Source organism: Aeoliella sp. (assembly GCF_965227375.1).
In the GTDB taxonomy this organism is placed as follows: Bacteria; Planctomycetota; Planctomycetia; order Pirellulales; family Lacipirellulaceae; genus Aeoliella.
Genome location: NZ_CBDDFX010000001.1, coordinates 2,829,403 through 2,844,666, shown reverse-complemented (window position 1 = coordinate 2,844,666; position 15,264 = coordinate 2,829,403). Strand labels below are relative to the sequence as shown.

The window sequence follows — 15,264 nt, the reverse complement described above, 5'->3', positions numbered from 1 at the left end:
AATTTTCGACTTGGGCAGTCGGGAAACATCGGCGGAAGGTCGGAAATAGAAAGACTGTACGGTGCGCACAACGACTTAGCTCGGGCTTCTAGAAGATAGCATCACAATTCGTTCATCTCCATCGGTTGCCCGTCGTTTCGCGCGCACAAGAGGCGGAATACGTCTTCGTCCACGTCGTAACTCAAACGATGCACCGAGCCGTCGCACAGGGCGGCTTGCATGCCGCTGACGTGGGCCGAGCCGAATTGGAAATTGCGCGGAAATAGATTGAACAGCCACAAGTGTGGCGTGTCGTAGTCTCGGTCGGGGGGCACCACCCCCCAGCGGACGATGTCATCCTGGTACCCCCCGACATAGCCAGCGTTGTCGCCCGGCTCACATTCCTGAATCACGTACCGCTCGTTCATCCGCTTCTCGGCCACCAGTAGCGTGCTGGAAAGTCCATCGGTGATGTGGCGGGCGCGGATCGGGTTGCCGCTCGACTTGACGATCACTCCGTCGGTGCCATTGTTCAGCGAGCCGCTCGATCCGCTCGTGACTCCGTACGCTGGACCCGCGTTGCCCGCGTAGTCGATCATGGCGCGCGGCTGATCTGCAGTCTGCCATTGGCCGCCGGAAAGCGCGATCGGCGGTCGCCGCGAGGGACAGAAGTACGAGGGCACCGGCGTTTGTGCCACGACTTCGTCGTTGGCGTCCTGGTACTTCACTTGATCCTCGAGAAACGGCAATATCTGATAGCCCCAGGCCCACGCCTGAGACTGGTAGCCAGCGGGAATACCGTTCTTCATGGTCCGCGCGACCTGCACTCCTCCGCCGCCAGTGGGCAGGGCGTCGAACGTATCCATATGGTTGTGCATCGCCAGGCCGATTTGCTTTAGCTGGTTAGTGCATTGCGTTCTCCGCGCCGCCTCGCGCGCCGCTTGCACGGCCGGAAGCAACAGCGCCACGAGGATGCCGATGATCGCGATCACGACCAAGAGTTCCACTAGCGTAAACGCGCCCGTCTTATGCCTGCAGGTTGCCCCAATCATTGGTATTCCATTCACGGTTGTAGAGTGAGAAGTATCTGGCGGCCCGTCATTAGTTGGGAGGGAAGACCACTTTGGCGAACTCGTCGTCCGGCACCTCGAGGATGGCGCCGGGGATGGTCAGCACCCACTTGGTGCCGTCGGCTCCCTGCTGCTCGAACGCCAGCGCGGGGATCGAGTCGGGGCTGGCCCAGGCGAGGTCGCCAAAGAGCGTCGCGCCGTAGCAGACCTTGAACGGCTGCCCGTCGCGCGGTGAGGTGAGCACCTCCGGAGAAGAATCGTCGGCGAGTTGCCGCTGGAGTTCCTTCTCGTTGCGAGGCGGACGGCCCCGTTGGTCGGTGAACGCGGTGTAGGCGTTCTTGAGGGACATCAGCCGAACCTGCGTCTCGGGTAGCTCGGTTTCCACCACGCTGGGAGGCTGGCCACACCCGAATACCACACTCAGCAGCGCGCACGACGTGACCACCGCTGGCAAATTCGCCCTGTTCGACTTTCGCTTAATCATCGCGTCCTTTTTTGCGTTGTGCTAGGCGACTCCGCTCGCACGGCAGCAGCGGCGGCGTGCTGCCCACAATGCCGCCGCTGCGCCGCACACTCCCAACAGCAGGGAACTCGGCTCGGGAACCGTCGTACCCGCCAGGACTCCACCGGCCGCGGCATGCGGCGTGACAGATTCCCATGTAGTGCCGACGCGGATTTCGTCGAAGATCATGTTGCCCGGGGCGCGACTACTGCTGTTGTTGCCCACCGCCAGCCCGATGGCCGCTTGGGCAAAGTTGGCTGGAGTGACCGTGACGACCTCGTCGGCAACCGCACCGAAGTTAGCTTGCCACAAATCGAAGTGCTCGGTGCCGATCACGCCGGCCAGTTCCCCGTCGTTCGGCAGCGTTCCGTCGGGAGCACCCAGGTTGTTCCGCCACAAGGCATAGTCGGCCAGGTTCACCACATCGTCGTTGTTAAAGTCGCCATCAGCAGGCACGGTATCGGTATCTTCTTCTCCATAGTTACCCGACACCTTGGCCAGGTTGGTCGTGTTGCCCACCTCCTCGGAGGTCAGCGATGGATCGATCCACATCTCCACGAAGTCGGCTCCGTTCAACCCGCCGCCGATGTTCACCTTGAAGACGACGAACCGCTCGTCGCTGCCGCCGAACTCGACTCCGGTGTCCAGTTGGGTTTCCACGCCGCTGAAGTTCCAGGTATTGAAGTCGTCGGTGGCGAACGTGTTGCCGATAATGGCCTGCTCGCCCGGCTTAAGTGGTCCATCGAGCACGTGAGGCTGACCGAAGATCGAAAGGTGGCTGTTGCGGCTGTAGGGATTTTCAGGCGTGGGGTCGGTTCCTCCGTTGGCCTCGGCGTCGGTGATTCCCTCGCGTTTGCCAATGAACGAGATGTAGTAGCTGTTGCCGACGCCACCGGCCAGATCGCTCACGCTGGCATTCAATCCCGTGCCGGCGATGGGTCGAAACACGCGTGCGTTGCCGGTATCGCCAGTGGCTCGCGCCTTCTGCGCTCCGGCCACGTTGAGAATATTGCCATCGGTATCGGTGTAGCTGAGCGCGCCGTCTTCAATCGCCACCTGTCCCCCGCTGGCACTAGCATGCCCTACCCAAGTATCGGTGCCGAACACTTCCCAGTCGCCCCAACCGGTGCCGCTGCCCTGGCCAACGATGTTTCCATTGCTGAGGTTTTCGAACGGCTCGTACGCAATCAGCTGCGCGGAGCAAACGCAGGGAACAGAAATCAGAGCGAGCACCGCCAGCGCAAAAGTCATCCGGCTCATAGTTCTTCCTTTGCAGGTAGATAAGTTCGTCGGTGAGGAGCAGTAGTCGAGGAGCAATCAACCGCCAGTACGCCCGGACCTCCCGGAAAACCGCATCCGAAGCCTTCGAGTGGACTTCGTCGAACAGAATGCCTGACTTGCGGCATCACCTGCCGGCATGGGAGGAGTGGGAGATCCTTGCAACAGGTTTCCCAGCGAGCGCACCAAAATTGCCACGCAAACTCAGAAAAACATCGCACCGGCCAGTGAGGTGCCTATAAGCGCAGGTGCTTCTGCAGTCGCAATCCATTGTGCTTCAATGAGTTGCGCGAGCGAGCCGTGATTGATTTGGTAGATTTTGTTTTTTTCCGCGGCAAAACTCGGCTGTTCGCCTGGAGTGCTTGTGGAGACGGGGCTGTTCGATTCGAGTAGAAGGTGATCTCGCGATACCTAAACGAATGGTTGTGGTTTAGAGGTTGTAGCAAATCATGGCACACGAGAATTCGGAAAGTGATGGTCGCTTCATGCAGGTGCTTACGCAGTACCAGCGCAACCTGTTGGCGTTCATCGTTGGACTGACCCCGACGTTGCACGACGCCGACGATATTTTGCAAGAGGTAAACCTGGCGCTGTGGAAGAAACGACACCTGTACGACTGGGATCAAGATTTTTTGCGGTGGGCGTTTGCCTTTGCTGGCATCGAGGTGCGGCGGTTCCGAGATCGGCTCTCCACGCAAAAGGTCTGGGCGAGCGACACGTTGATGGATTCGCTGGCCGACGAGTACCCGCAGGACCTGCAGGTTGCCGAGGAGCGGCGCGAAGCGCTTTCGTGCTGCATGCAGAAACTCGGTTCCACCGAGCACCAGTTCATAACGGAGTTCTACGGCAAGCAACAGTCCGTGCAAAACCTGGCCAGCACCAGCGGCCGACCAGCCAGCACGGTCTACAAGATACTTACCCGCGCGCGTCGAGCCCTGCGTGAGTGCGTCGAACGTCATGTCGCGCAGCAGACTCGGCAAGTTTAAGCACGCATCGATGACCCTTACGGCGTTGGCAGCAGTTCGCCCCCTATTTCGAAAAGCGGCTTAGCAATGGTAGACACTCGAGAAAAGTCGGACATCGACCGCCTGGAACAACTCGTCAACGAGAAGTTCAACGGAGCGCTCGACCCCGCGGGGTACGAGGAGATGCACCAACTGCTCGGCAAGTCGACCGACTTGCAGGCGGCCTATTGGAGCATGGTGTCGATCCATGTCGACCTGCATTGGGTGATCGCCGGCAGGGAGCTTTCCAGCAAGCAGCCGCGGGCGCTGTTTCCGATGGACGGCGATGGTGAATCCCCCACAAGACGGTCGCCACCCGCGCCCAAGTCTCACTCGGTTCACCGCCCGTGGTGGACTCTGGCCATTGCGGCTGGTCTGGTAGGTGTGCTGCTCGCGGGGTGGAACCTCTGGTCGCAGCCCGCTGATCAGCCTGGCGAGAAGCTCGCTGTCCAGCCGGCACCCCAGGATCCAGTGGCGCCGCCCCGTGCCAACGGTCAACCAACCGTCGAAGCGCCGCGAGCGACACCCGGCCCGGCGCGGTTAACCGCTCTGGCGGACGATAGCCACTGGCACGTTGGACGGCCCGGCGAGTTGAACCCCGAGCACTTCTACTATGGCGACACGGTGAACGTGGAAGCCGGCACGATCGAAATGCGACTCAAGGGCGATACGTACGGCATTCTGGAAGCCCCCGCGGTGCTGCAACTACTAACCGACAACCGCGTGCGGCTGCTGAGCGGACACATCCGCGTCAACGCGCCCGAGCAAGAGCAAGGTTTCACCGTCGAAACGCCATCGGCAGAAGTGGTCGACATTGGCACCGTGTTCTCGGTGAAAGCCAACGATACCGGCACCGACCTGGTCGTGTTTGGCGGCGAAGTGGACCTCAACCTGCCCGACAGCGGTGCAGAGGAACATGCTAAAAGCGCCAAGACGATGCGATTCACCACCGGCGAGGCGGTACACGTCGATCGCGACGGCACCGTCTCGCGCCTGATGAGCGTGCAGTCGATGGCCAACCCGATGTCGCCAGACGTTCCTCACCGTTCTCCGTTAATCGCGTCGGTAGTCGACAACAACGATCGACAAGACAACTGGGCCTTCTACGAGATCGTCATCGAAGGGATGGACGAAGACGCGCCGGCGTTTGTCGATCGCTTTCACGAATGGAATGGTGTCTCTCCGCAAGGAATGCCCGACTATCTGCTCGGCGGCGACTACGTCAAGATGTTCAACGACGATAAGGTCCGCGACGACTTGGAGATCCAAGTAACGCTCACCGAGCCGGCTGTGCTGTTCGTGATGCTCGACCATCGCGTTGACGTACCCGAGTGGCTCACCTCGTCGTTCACCAACACGGGCGACGTAGTCGGCATGGACGAAAGCCCTCACGACACCGCGAACCGCTATGCCAGCAACAAAGAGTTTGCGCAAGTAGGGCCGGGGGACAGTATTGACGAGACCCACTCAATCTGGAAGAAGGTGCTGCCCAAAGGCGGCACTGTGGTGCTCGGGCCCAACGGGCATTTGCCCAGCCGCGATCCCGAAGTGACTCGCACACGGTCGATTCAAGCGAACATGTACGGCATCGTGGCAGTTCCGCTGGAACTGGAGTAATGGTGCTCTACCTCGCGGCAACTCACCGCGCGCTGTCCATTGGGAACATCTCGTGCTGCTGCGTATAAAAGTCGATCAGGAAGCCGTTGGCCCTGAGCGTATCGACTAACCGCGGGACATCAATGCCCTCTGGCGGCTGGTCGTTTTCGATGGCCATCGCCGCGGCGTAGCCCGCTGCCTCGCCGGTTTGCAGCCAGGTGGGCTCCAGTCGCACCGCGCCCCAAGCCACGTGCGTAGAAGACAGGCAAACCGGCACCAGCACGTTTTCGAGGTCCACTGGCAACAGGCAGCGGTAAGGAATCTGCCCGGGCCATGTTTCGGCGTGCAGCATCATCTTGCCGTCGTCGAGGCTGCCGCGCACACTCCCTTTGGTTACCGCATGCGAGTCCATGTACCAATCGGTCATCGCAATCGCGTCAGCATGCTTGGGCACCTGTGTGGTGCCTTGCTTTGGCATCAGGTCGCGCTGGGACAGGACGTACCGCCCTCGCAAGCGGCGCGCTTCGCGGACGTAGATTTCGTAAGGGCGATGCCCGTTGTCGGCGAACTCGTCCTTCGCCAGCCCGAACTTCGACCAATACGCCCTCTCTTTCTTTGGCACGGCCGGATCGTGTTGCAAGTACCACAACAGCGCCATCGTCGCGTCCCAATGCGCATCCATGACTTTTTGGCGCGCAGCCCAATCGCCTTCGACGTACGCCTGGTGCGGACCAACGAGTTGCGGGCGGTTCCAACTGAGCTTCTGGTTGGGAATCGGTCGGACGCGGGAGCTGTACTCCAGGTCCGCCAGCTTGGCGGGATCGTAGTCGCGCGGCTTCTCGATCGGGACTCGATTGGCGGGATCGGACGTGAGCGTCGAGCGGTAGTTGAACGCCTGCACGTTCGAGTCGCCTGCGCCGGTGCTCTCAGGCGAGAGGATTTCCTGAAAGCCCTTGAACTTTCGCAGCGGCAGGCTCTCGCGCGCTTCAAGCTGCGCGGCGGACACCAGCGGAGTGCGTTGCTCGGTGCGGCGCAGATAGATCACCCCGGCATGCGGCTCATGGAACTCGTCGCGCGACTCGCGGCCGACGCGGTACTCCACAGTCGCCAGCGGCAGCAGATCGCCTTCGTAGCTGCAGTCGGCAAACACCTTGCCGCGTATTTGCTTGGTGTCAGTACCTCGAAACTGCCGCACGGTAATGCCCGTCAGCCGCCGGCCATCTCGCTGCGCGGCAATCGGAACATACCCCTTGAGCACTTCGATGTTCGGTTCGGCAGCAACCATATCGGTGATGAGCTTCTCCATCACGTGTGGTTCGAACTTGCCATTGCGATGCCCTGACTTGTCGGGCAAGGCGTGACGATATTGCGGGGAGTCTTCGCCGTAGGTCTCGCGGTAATGGTCGAACAGTCCCTGGCGGAGCGTGTCGTAGATCGGCGAGCGCCGGCCCTCCCACAAGGTATCCCAAACCCCCAGACCACTGGAAAGCATGCCACCGAGATGGTCCGTTCGATTGACCAGCAACACGCGACACCCCTGCCGCGCCGCCCGAACCGCACACGCCACCCCACCCGGCGTGCCTTCGACCACCACCACATCGTAGACCTCGGCCCGCAGCTCACCTCCTGGAAACAGCGCAGCCAGCAGGCAAACAAATAGCGTGGTCAACGATCGCCAACTCGGGGCAAGACGCTTTGTGTTGTGCATAGGCGGCATTCTAATTCATTCGTACCACCCGGGGGTACAAGTCTTGCCGGTGGGTGTTCCGATTCTCAGGAGGCGTATAATGAACCGCCCACATCCCCCAGCGAGGCCCACCATGCCCGAAACCATCGATCCCGTTTGCGGCATGCGCGTCGATCCCGCTACCGCCGTCTCTTATTCCGACGGCCAGCAAACGCACTACTTTTGCAGCGAAGGCTGTAAATCGAAGTTCGTCGAGCAGCAAAGCAATGGCGAATCCGCGACGCACGACCACCACTCGCCCGATCATGCACACCACCACGGGTCGCCAGCGAAGTCCAACACCGACGACCAGCGGATCTACACGTGCCCGATGCACCCGGAAATCGAGCAGGTTGGCCCCGGAAGCTGCCCCAAGTGTGGGATGGACCTCGAGCCGAAGAGTGCCTCGCTGGAAGACGAGGACGACGGCTCGGGAGCCGACATGGTGCGGCGGTTCTGGGTGGGAGTCGCGTTGAGCGCGCCACTGCTGGTACTGACCATGGGCCCGATGGTCGGCCTACCGATCCACAGTTGGCTGCCCTCGGCAGTGAATGGATGGCTGCAACTGGCGCTGGCCACGCCCGTGGTGCTGTGGTGCGGTTGGCCTCTGTTGGTGCGTGGGTGGCAGTCGGTCGTGCATCGCAGCCCCAATATGTTCACGCTGATCGCGATCGGCACGCTCACCGCCTACGCGTTTAGCCTCTTCTCGGTGCTGCTGCCGCAGTGGATCCCCAAGGCGTTCTACGAAGATGGCCAGCCGCCGCTCTACTTTGAAGCCGCCGCGGTCATCATCACACTGGTGCTGCTCGGGCAGGTGCTCGAACTCCGCGCCCGCAAGCGAACCAGCGGCGCGATCCGTGCGCTATTGGAACTCGCGCCCGATGTCGCGCATCGCCTCACCGACCAGGGCGAGGAAGACGTCGCGCTCGACCAGGTGCACGGCGGCGACCGGCTGCGCGTGCGACCGGGCGAGAAAATGCCGGTCGACGGAGTGGTCAGCGAAGGTACGAGTTCGGTGGACGAGTCGATGCTCACCGGCGAGCCGCTTCCCGTCGAGAAGTCTGAAGGCGATAAAGTAGTCGCGGGCACGCTGAACCAGACGGGCACGCTCGTGATCGAGGCCCAGCAGGTGGGCTCCGAAACTGTGCTGAGTCGCATCGTCGACATGGTGGCCGCCGCCCAACGCAGCCGCGCGCCAATCCAGCGTCTGGTCGACGTGGTGGCCGCGTGGTTTGTGCCGGCGGTGATCGTGGCGGCCATTCTGGCGTTCGGTGTGTGGGCGATGGTCGGTCCCGATCCACGCTTCGCGCACGCGCTGTTGGCGGCCATCTCGGTGCTGATCATCGCTTGCCCTTGCGCGCTGGGACTCGCCACGCCGATGTCGATCATGGTGGGCGTAGGCCGCGGCGCGCGGGAAGGCGTGTTGATCAAGGACGCGCAGGTGCTGGAGACCATGGAGCGCGTCGACACCGTGGTGGTCGACAAGACCGGCACGCTCACCGAGGGTAAGCCCCGCGTCACGGAAGTGCTCGCCACCAGCGACATCGACGACGACCGCCTGCTCGCACTGGCCGCCGCGGTCGAGCAAAGCAGCGAGCACCCGCTCGCCCGATCGATTGTCGAAGCGGCCAAGGACCGAGAACTCGGCGTACCCGAAGCGACCGACTTCAGCAGCACCACCGGCGGCGGAGTCGCGGCCAGCGTCGACGGCAGCCGCATCTTGATTGGCAAGCCAGGCTATATGGCGGAAAACAACGTCGACATCCCAGCGGACGCCACGCAGCGGAGTCAGAACCTGCAAAGCGAAGGGCGGACCGTCGTGTACGTGGCCCGCGATGCGCATCTCGTGGGCATGGTGGCGATTTCCGATCCCATCAAGCAGTCGACGCCGCAAGTGATCGAGCGGATTCACGATCTGGGCCTGAAGCTGGTGATGCTCACCGGCGACGCCGAGGCGACTGCCAAGGCGGTGGCCGAGAAGCTGAACATCGACGAGTTCCACGCCGGCGTGTCGCCTGAACAGAAGCACGATTTTGTCGAGCAGCTTCGCGGCGAAGGTCGCGTGGTGGCCATGGCCGGCGACGGGATCAACGACGCGCCGGCCCTGGCGGCCGCCGATGTGGGCGTGGCCATGGGCACGGGAAGCGACGTGGCCATCGAGTCGGCCGGCGTCACACTAGTGGGCGGCGACCTCGAGGGCGTGGTGAAAGCCGCCGCGCTGAGCCGCGCAACGATGAGCAACATCCGCCAGAACCTGGGCTTCGCGTTCGGCTACAACGCGTTGGGAATCCCGCTGGCCGCCGGCGTGCTATACCCCGTGTTCGGCTGGCTCCTAAGCCCCATGATCGCCGCGGCGGCAATGAGCCTGAGCAGCGTGTCGGTGATTGCCAACGCGCTAAGACTCAGGGCGGTGAAGCTGTGAGGGCCGTGGAGATTGCGCACAAAACTGCTAGTAGTACTCGCCACGAGGGAAGTCGCCAATGGAGACGTCTCTCAAGAAACGCTTCTCAATCACCTCATACTTTCCGTCACGGCTTATCTGCTCTGTCACTTCGAAGCAGCCATACGCACTCTTGAACTCGGCTGAGTCGAAGACAAGATGGCGCTTCACAAGAAAGCCTATGTCATTCTCACTCACGGTCGCGGATTCCGTTTCGACTTCGACCGCCAGCGGAACTTCGAAGACGACATAGGTTTCTTCCGCCGTGAGCAACCGCACGAGCGCCAGTGCTCCCTGCGCATCTTCGATGCGCAGACCTTCCAACTCTTCGAGGTCCTGAAACGTTTGAATTTCCTTTACTTCATCGTCGCGCACTGCGTACAACGTAAGGAAGGCAGTAACAGGCAGACCAATTTCTTCGTAAGATCCGAATACGAATCGCCACCCTCCGGATACACCGGCTGTGTCAATTTCGGAGTGCACCCACGGAAGATCGCTTTTCCCAGCCGCCTCGCCGCGCTCCCGAACTTCTCGAAAGAACTCCTTGAGCCGTTGTCGCATCGCTTTGCTGCAAGTGAACTCTTTGGAGTCGATGATGATCTGGGGGCCGTTCTCGTGCATCTGCCCCAGATAGTGTCGCGTTTGTTCATCGACAAACCGAAAGCTCATGCCGCTCATCGGCTCGGTCTTGGTTCTCTGCTTGCTTCGCGTTCGCAACTCAGGGTCGGTTCGCACCTGGTTGTATAGCTGCCACGCTCCGTGGCCTTCCTCCCCTGTAAGCGTCACCGTTGTGCCCTTCGAATGAACCCTGCACTCCGTGGGGGGTGGAGTCCCCGCCAAGCTCCCAAGTTGAGCCGGCTGGTTCGACTCGCAGCCGACGAGGAGCATCAATGGAGTCATTGCAAGCATTGTTCGGAGGGACATTTTCCCGCGTCCTCCCGCTCGGGTTGTTGGTCGATTCACGTGAAAGCCCGATGGGGTTCTGCGTTAGTCTACACGCTCGACCACAAATCGCGGTTGTAAAAAAATCGCCGTAGAATTCGCAATTCGACTTGGTCTAATGGTAGGTAGTGGGCGGTCTACAGTGGGTGTTCCCATAGCCGCCGACCTACGCGTCGTCGGAGAGACCAGAACCCGGTCACCATTTTCGAGGACTGAGCTGACGACCAGCGTGGTGGTAATTCCTTCGCTCGTTCGCGGAGCGAACGGCCACTATCGGGTTTTGCCCCAACGAGAAACATGCGGGGAACAACGCGTTGGGTTTCGTCGCACCCCCCGATTGGTTTAATCGAGAAAACAAGTGTTTTTTGGAAGAGTGGTGGACCAAAACGCCTGGGGTTTTGGGCCCATGGATCGTGTTGTGGGACAAAACCCTCCCGATCACGCTTCAAGCGGTGTTCACCGCCGAGGCGGGGTCGCGGAAGCGGTAGCCGACGCCGCGTACGGTTTCGATCAGGTCGGCGTACCTGTCGAGCTTCTTGCGGAGCGCGCGGATGTGGACGTCGATCGTGCGCTCGAGCACGAGCGAGTCGCCGCCGAGGGCCGAGTCGATCAATTCGGCGCGGCTAAAGACGCGTCCGGGGTGACGAATGAGCGATTCGAGCAGACTGAACTCGCTGGGCGTGAGGTCGAGCAGTTCCTCGCCCGCGGTCACGCGGTGACGTTCGCGGTCAACCAGGATGCCCTGGCTCACCAGGGTGTCGCCGCTGTTGGTGGTGCCCTTCCGCCGTCGGAGCAGTGCGCGGATGCGTTCGAGTAACACTTTGACGCTGAACGGCTTGGTCACGTAGTCGTCGGCGCCAACGCTGAAGCCGGCCACCTGATCGGTTTCTTCCGCCTTGGCGGTAAGCATCAGAATGAGCGTGCCGGCCGTGGCGGGGTCGGACCGCAATCGGCGGCAGATCTCCAATCCATTCACCAACGGGAGCATCAAGTCCAACACAATGAGTTGCGGGCCCTTGAGCCTTGCTTGCGTCAAGCCATCCTGGCCGTCACGCGCGACGATCGTCTCGTAACCATCCTGTCTCAAGTTGTAATCGAGCACGTCGGCCAACGACCGATCGTCCTCCACGATTAATACAGAAGGTTTAGCCATTGCACTTTGCCATTTCAGCCAGTCGAACTGTCCTGCTTGAGTTCTTCATGTCGGTGGCGGGCGATTTCACCGTCCACCAGGTAGATCACGTCTTCGGCGATGTTCGTCGCGTGGTCGGCGATGCGCTCGATGTGCCGGGTTGCAGAGAAGAAGTGCAACGCGGCTTCGACCATGTCGCTACGCGTCCGCATGACCTCGTGCACTTCTTCGATGAGTTGCAGATTAAGCTGGTCCACTTCGTTGTCGCGGCGGCGTACGCTATCGGCCGCGCTGGCGTCGAACTCCACGAACGCATCGAGAGCGTCGCGAACCATATCAACGGCGATGTTCGCCATCGTCTCGAGATTCTCCGACACGTAAAAGTCGGGCTGCTCGGCCAGCGAGCGCGCGCGCTCGGCGAGGTTCACCGCCAGGTCGGCGATACGTTCCAGGTCGCCGTTGATCTTCAGTACCGCGGCGGTGCGCCGCAGGTCGATCGCCACTGGCTGATTGAGCGCCAGGATCTTGAGGCACTCTTCCTCGATGGTTACTTCGCGGGCGTTGACCAGTTGCTCCTGCTGCAATACCTCCCACACCAGATCGGCCTTTCGCTCGCACAACGCCCGGGTGGCGGTGCGAATCATCCCCTCGACCACCGACGCCTGCGTCAGCAAGGCTCGTTCCAGGTTTTGCAGATCGCGTTCGAGATGTCTGCTCATAACAACGTAACCACCTTTTTAAACTGCCCCAATCGGACGTTTCGGATCGATCGACGATTAGCCAAATCGACCTGTGATGTAGTCTTCCGTCTCTTGCTTGGTGGGATTGGTAAACACATCGGTTGTGAGTCCCGCCTCGACCAATCGACCTTCGTAGAAAAACGCGGTTTGATCCGACACGCGAGCCGCTTGCTGCATGTTGTGGGTGACAATCACAATGGTGTAGTTATCTTTCAGTTCGAAGATCAAGTCTTCGATGCGCGACGTGCTGGTGGGGTCGAGCGCCGAGGCGGGTTCGTCCATCAGCAGCACATCGGGATCGGTCGCCAGCGCCCTGGCGATGCAGAGCCGCTGTTGCTGCCCGCCGGAGAGTGCGAGCGCGGAGTCGTTCAAGCGGTCCTTCACTTCGTCCCACAGCGCTGCGTGTTTGAGCGAGTGTTCGACGATCTCCTCGAGCCGTGCGCGGGACCTCAGCCCGGCGACGCGCGGGCCGTAGGCAATGTTCTCGAAGATCGACTTGGGGAACGGGTTCGACTTTTGGAAGACCATACCGACGCGTTTGCGAAGCTCGACCACATCGACCCGCGGCCTGCGAATATCCTGACCATCGAGCAGAATCTCGCCTTCGACGCGAGTGTGCTCGATCATGTCGTTCATACGATTCAAGCAGCGGAGGTACGTACTCTTGCCACAGCCTGAAGGTCCGATGAGCGCGGTGACGCAGTGCTCGGGAATATTGAGCGTGATGTCGTGCAATGCATGGTGCGAGCCGTACCAGAAGTTCACGCGGTTGGTCGCGAACTTGTTGGCAGACTGGGCGAGTTCGCTGGCGGTGCGACCCGGTTTGTCGACCGACACTTCGGGTCGGCGGATGCCTAGTTGCGGGTCGTCCACTGCGGAAGGGCTCCCATTGCTCGGAGTTGCGGATGTCGACATATTCAGTTTGCTCGCTTTTCCAGCAAGTTGCCAGCGGTATGTGCGTCAAACAGGCAATTTGCGGTTACCATCGGATGTTCTTTCCAAACCGGTACCGGACCAGCGTCGCCACCATATTGAGGGAAATCAGCACCGCCAGCAACACGACAATCGCCGCGGCCGACAAGGCGTGGAACTCGGCTTCCGGGCGGCCCGCCCAGTCGTAAATCGCCAGCGGCAAGGCGGTAAAAGTGGACCAGATCGAGTCGGGCGCCCAGGACACGTACTGCACCGCGCCCATGGCCACCAGCGGAGCGGCTTCGCCCAAGGCGCGGGAAATGGCCAGGATCACGCCTGTCATGATGCCAGGCGTGGCGGCCGGCAGCACTTGCCGCCAAGTGGTTTGCCAACGCGTCGCCCCCAAGGCGTACGATGCCTGGCGAATGGAGCCGGGCACGGCTCGCAACGATTCCTGGGTGGCGAGAATCACGATAGGCAACACCACCAACGTGAGCGTCAGCGCGCCGGCCAGGATGCTGTCTCCCAAGTGCAAGGCCCAGGCGAATACACCAAGGCCCAGCAGTCCGTAAACAATCGAAGGCACACCCGCCAAGTTGGCGATGTTGACCTGCACGGCGCGTTTCCAGAACGAATCGGCAGCGTACTCTTCCAAGTACAACGCGGCCCCCACGCCCAACGGAACGGAGAACAACGTCGTGAGTCCAATCAGCCAGATGCTGCCAATCAAGTAAACCCACATGCCGGCCTTGTTCGCATCGGCCGAAGGCAGGCTGGTGATGAATTGCCAATCCAAATAGTGATATCCGCGAACGAACACACTAACCAGGAGGAACACCAGAATCAGCACACAAGTAATCATGGCAGCCATGCACAGCACGCTAAACACCTGCGACAGCGTTCGCTTGCGTTTACGGTAGCGCTCCATGAACTCGCGTTCGGCAGCGGTGATGCTCATTCGTACTTCTCCCGCACGCGAGACAAGATCCACTGGGCGGCCAAGTTCAGAATCATGGTGGAAACGAACAGCGTGAGGCCGACTGCAAAGACTGTACGATACTCGAGCGTGCCATGAGAGTTCTCGCCTGCCGTCTTCTGCACGATGAAAGCAGTCATAGTTTGGATACTCTCAAGCGGATTGAGCGTAATTCGCGGAGTACCACCCGCGGCCAATGTCACGGCCATCGTCTCGCCAATGGCCCGCGACACGGCGAGCAAGAACGAGGCAACGATACCCGACAGCGCGGCAGGCACGACCACCTTGGCGGTGACGTCGTACTTCGTGGCGCCCAACGCGTAGGCACCCTCGCGCAGACTGCGCGGCACCGATCGCAGGACGTCTTCGGACAAGGAGATGATGGTGGGCAATATCATAAAACCGACCACAATGGCCGCCGAGGCCGCGTTGGCGAGATCAGCCCCTGGAAAAATCTCTTTGATGAAGGGAGAGATCACAATGAGTGCCAGGTAGCCAAACACCACCGAAGGAACACCCGCCAGCACTTCCAGCGCTGGCTTTACCGTTTCGCGCACCAATGGCGTGGCGTACTCGCTGAGATAAATGGCCGTGCCCAGTCCCAATGGAACCGCCACGATGGCAGCGCCGACGGTGACGAGCATGGTGCCACAGAACAGCGGCAAGATGCCGAACTCCTTGTTCTGCGGGGCCCACTTGGTGCCGGTGAGGAACTCAAAAATGGAAACTTCGCCAAAGAACTGCAGCGACTCGAACAACAACAGCACGACGATGCCCACCGTGGTGAGCACCGACACACCGGCGCAGAACATCAGCACGAAGCGGATGGCGGCTTCAATCCGCTTACGCCACAGCCGCGAGGTGGTTTCCTCGAGCAACTGCCTGTCAGCAGTGGAAGCAATGGAACTCATAGGCGTGGCAACTTAGATCACAAGGCTGGTCCGCAAAGGTCGGCACCATTGCGGAC

The 15,264-nt window shown here is 60.9% G+C and carries 13 protein-coding genes; 3 read left to right on the top strand and 10 right to left on the bottom strand.

The genetic code is table 11. The annotated features are described in order from the left end of the window. Positions 1 to 101 precede the first annotated feature (101 nt). From ACQK2L_RS11605 to ACQK2L_RS11595, 3 genes are read right to left on the bottom strand one after another with little or no spacing between them, the layout of a single operon-like run. A complete protein-coding gene (locus ACQK2L_RS11605; protein ID WP_425397130.1) occupies positions 102 to 1,031 on the bottom strand; it encodes a DUF1559 domain-containing protein in 930 nt (309 codons plus the stop codon). A 49-nt stretch (positions 1,032 to 1,080) separates the two neighbouring features. Next, complete coding sequence (locus ACQK2L_RS11600) at positions 1,081 to 1,533, bottom strand: hypothetical protein (protein ID WP_425397129.1); 453 nt, start codon at positions 1,531 to 1,533, stop codon at positions 1,081 to 1,083. 21 nt (positions 1,534 to 1,554) lie between these two features. Continuing rightward, positions 1,555 to 2,811, bottom strand: a complete 1,257-nt coding sequence (locus tag ACQK2L_RS11595; RefSeq protein WP_425397128.1) for a hypothetical protein — start codon at positions 2,809 to 2,811, stop codon at positions 1,555 to 1,557. A gap of 467 nt (positions 2,812 to 3,278) precedes the next feature. On the opposite strand from ACQK2L_RS11595, the gene ACQK2L_RS11590 reads away from it, so the two are divergent. Together ACQK2L_RS11590 and ACQK2L_RS11585 are read left to right on the top strand one after the other, a co-directional pair. Next, complete coding sequence (locus tag ACQK2L_RS11590) at positions 3,279 to 3,815, top strand: sigma-70 family RNA polymerase sigma factor (RefSeq protein WP_425397127.1); 537 nt, start codon at positions 3,279 to 3,281, stop codon at positions 3,813 to 3,815. Positions 3,816 to 3,881: 66 nt separating this feature from the next. Beyond that, positions 3,882 to 5,450 carry a FecR domain-containing protein gene (locus ACQK2L_RS11585; RefSeq protein WP_425397126.1) on the top strand — a complete coding sequence of 523 codons (1,569 nt, stop codon included), beginning with the start codon at positions 3,882 to 3,884 and terminating at the stop codon, positions 5,448 to 5,450. A gap of 22 nt (positions 5,451 to 5,472) precedes the next feature. On the opposite strand, the gene ACQK2L_RS11580 is transcribed toward ACQK2L_RS11585, so the two are convergent. Further along, complete coding sequence (locus tag ACQK2L_RS11580; protein ID WP_425397125.1) at positions 5,473 to 7,098, bottom strand: FAD-dependent oxidoreductase; 1,626 nt, start codon at positions 7,096 to 7,098, stop codon at positions 5,473 to 5,475. A gap of 151 nt (positions 7,099 to 7,249) precedes the next feature. Here ACQK2L_RS11580 and ACQK2L_RS11575 point away from each other — a divergent pair, with 151 nt between their 5' ends. Then, positions 7,250 to 9,577, top strand: a complete 2,328-nt coding sequence (locus ACQK2L_RS11575) for a heavy metal translocating P-type ATPase (RefSeq protein ID WP_425397124.1) — start codon at positions 7,250 to 7,252, stop codon at positions 9,575 to 9,577. A 27-nt stretch (positions 9,578 to 9,604) separates the two neighbouring features. Here ACQK2L_RS11575 and ACQK2L_RS11570 read toward each other — a convergent pair whose 3' ends face one another. The 6 genes from ACQK2L_RS11570 to pstC form a co-directional block, all read right to left on the bottom strand. Then, the gene (locus tag ACQK2L_RS11570) at positions 9,605 to 10,381 is read right to left on the bottom strand and encodes a hypothetical protein (protein WP_425397123.1); all 777 of its coding nucleotides are present in this window, start codon (positions 10,379 to 10,381) and stop codon (positions 9,605 to 9,607) included. Between the two features lie 601 nt (positions 10,382 to 10,982). Beyond that, positions 10,983 to 11,690: a winged helix-turn-helix domain-containing protein gene (locus tag ACQK2L_RS11565; RefSeq protein ID WP_425397122.1), complete on the bottom strand. Its 708-nt coding sequence runs from the start codon at positions 11,688 to 11,690 to the stop codon at positions 10,983 to 10,985. 14 nt (positions 11,691 to 11,704) lie between these two features. After that, on the bottom strand, positions 11,705 to 12,388 hold the full coding sequence (gene phoU, locus ACQK2L_RS11560) for a phosphate signaling complex protein PhoU (protein ID WP_425397121.1): 684 nt from the start codon (positions 12,386 to 12,388) through the stop codon (positions 11,705 to 11,707). A gap of 57 nt (positions 12,389 to 12,445) precedes the next feature. Beyond that, the gene (gene pstB / locus ACQK2L_RS11555) at positions 12,446 to 13,324 is read right to left on the bottom strand and encodes a phosphate ABC transporter ATP-binding protein PstB (RefSeq protein ID WP_425397120.1); all 879 of its coding nucleotides are present in this window, start codon (positions 13,322 to 13,324) and stop codon (positions 12,446 to 12,448) included. A gap of 64 nt (positions 13,325 to 13,388) precedes the next feature. Beyond that, positions 13,389 to 14,279: a phosphate ABC transporter permease PstA gene (pstA, locus tag ACQK2L_RS11550; protein WP_425397119.1), complete on the bottom strand. Its 891-nt coding sequence runs from the start codon at positions 14,277 to 14,279 to the stop codon at positions 13,389 to 13,391. Then, positions 14,276 to 15,208 carry a phosphate ABC transporter permease subunit PstC gene (pstC, locus tag ACQK2L_RS11545; protein WP_425397118.1) on the bottom strand — a complete coding sequence of 311 codons (933 nt, stop codon included), beginning with the start codon at positions 15,206 to 15,208 and terminating at the stop codon, positions 14,276 to 14,278. The genes pstA and pstC overlap by 4 nt, the downstream gene beginning before the upstream one ends. Positions 15,209 to 15,264 lie beyond the last annotated feature (56 nt).

Bases quoted from the DNA above. Each gene is read 5' to 3' on its own strand.
- ACQK2L_RS11605 (WP_425397130.1), bottom strand. From the start codon at position 1,031: ATGATTGGGGCAACCTGCAGGCATAAGACGGGCGCGTTTACGCTAGTG.
- ACQK2L_RS11600 (WP_425397129.1), bottom strand. From the start codon at position 1,533: ATGATTAAGCGAAAGTCGAACAGGGCGAATTTGCCAGCGGTGGTCACG.
- ACQK2L_RS11595 (WP_425397128.1), bottom strand. From the start codon at position 2,811: ATGAGCCGGATGACTTTTGCGCTGGCGGTGCTCGCTCTGATTTCTGTT.
- ACQK2L_RS11590 (WP_425397127.1), top strand. From the start codon at position 3,279: ATGGCACACGAGAATTCGGAAAGTGATGGTCGCTTCATGCAGGTGCTT.
- ACQK2L_RS11585 (WP_425397126.1), top strand. From the start codon at position 3,882: ATGGTAGACACTCGAGAAAAGTCGGACATCGACCGCCTGGAACAACTC.
- ACQK2L_RS11575 (WP_425397124.1), top strand. From the start codon at position 7,250: ATGCCCGAAACCATCGATCCCGTTTGCGGCATGCGCGTCGATCCCGCT.
- ACQK2L_RS11565 (WP_425397122.1), bottom strand. From the start codon at position 11,690: ATGGCTAAACCTTCTGTATTAATCGTGGAGGACGATCGGTCGTTGGCC.
- phoU (WP_425397121.1), bottom strand. From the start codon at position 12,388: ATGAGCAGACATCTCGAACGCGATCTGCAAAACCTGGAACGAGCCTTG.
- pstB (WP_425397120.1), bottom strand. From the start codon at position 13,324: ATGTCGACATCCGCAACTCCGAGCAATGGGAGCCCTTCCGCAGTGGAC.
- pstA (WP_425397119.1), bottom strand. From the start codon at position 14,279: ATGAGCATCACCGCTGCCGAACGCGAGTTCATGGAGCGCTACCGTAAA.
- pstC (WP_425397118.1), bottom strand. From the start codon at position 15,208: ATGAGTTCCATTGCTTCCACTGCTGACAGGCAGTTGCTCGAGGAAACC.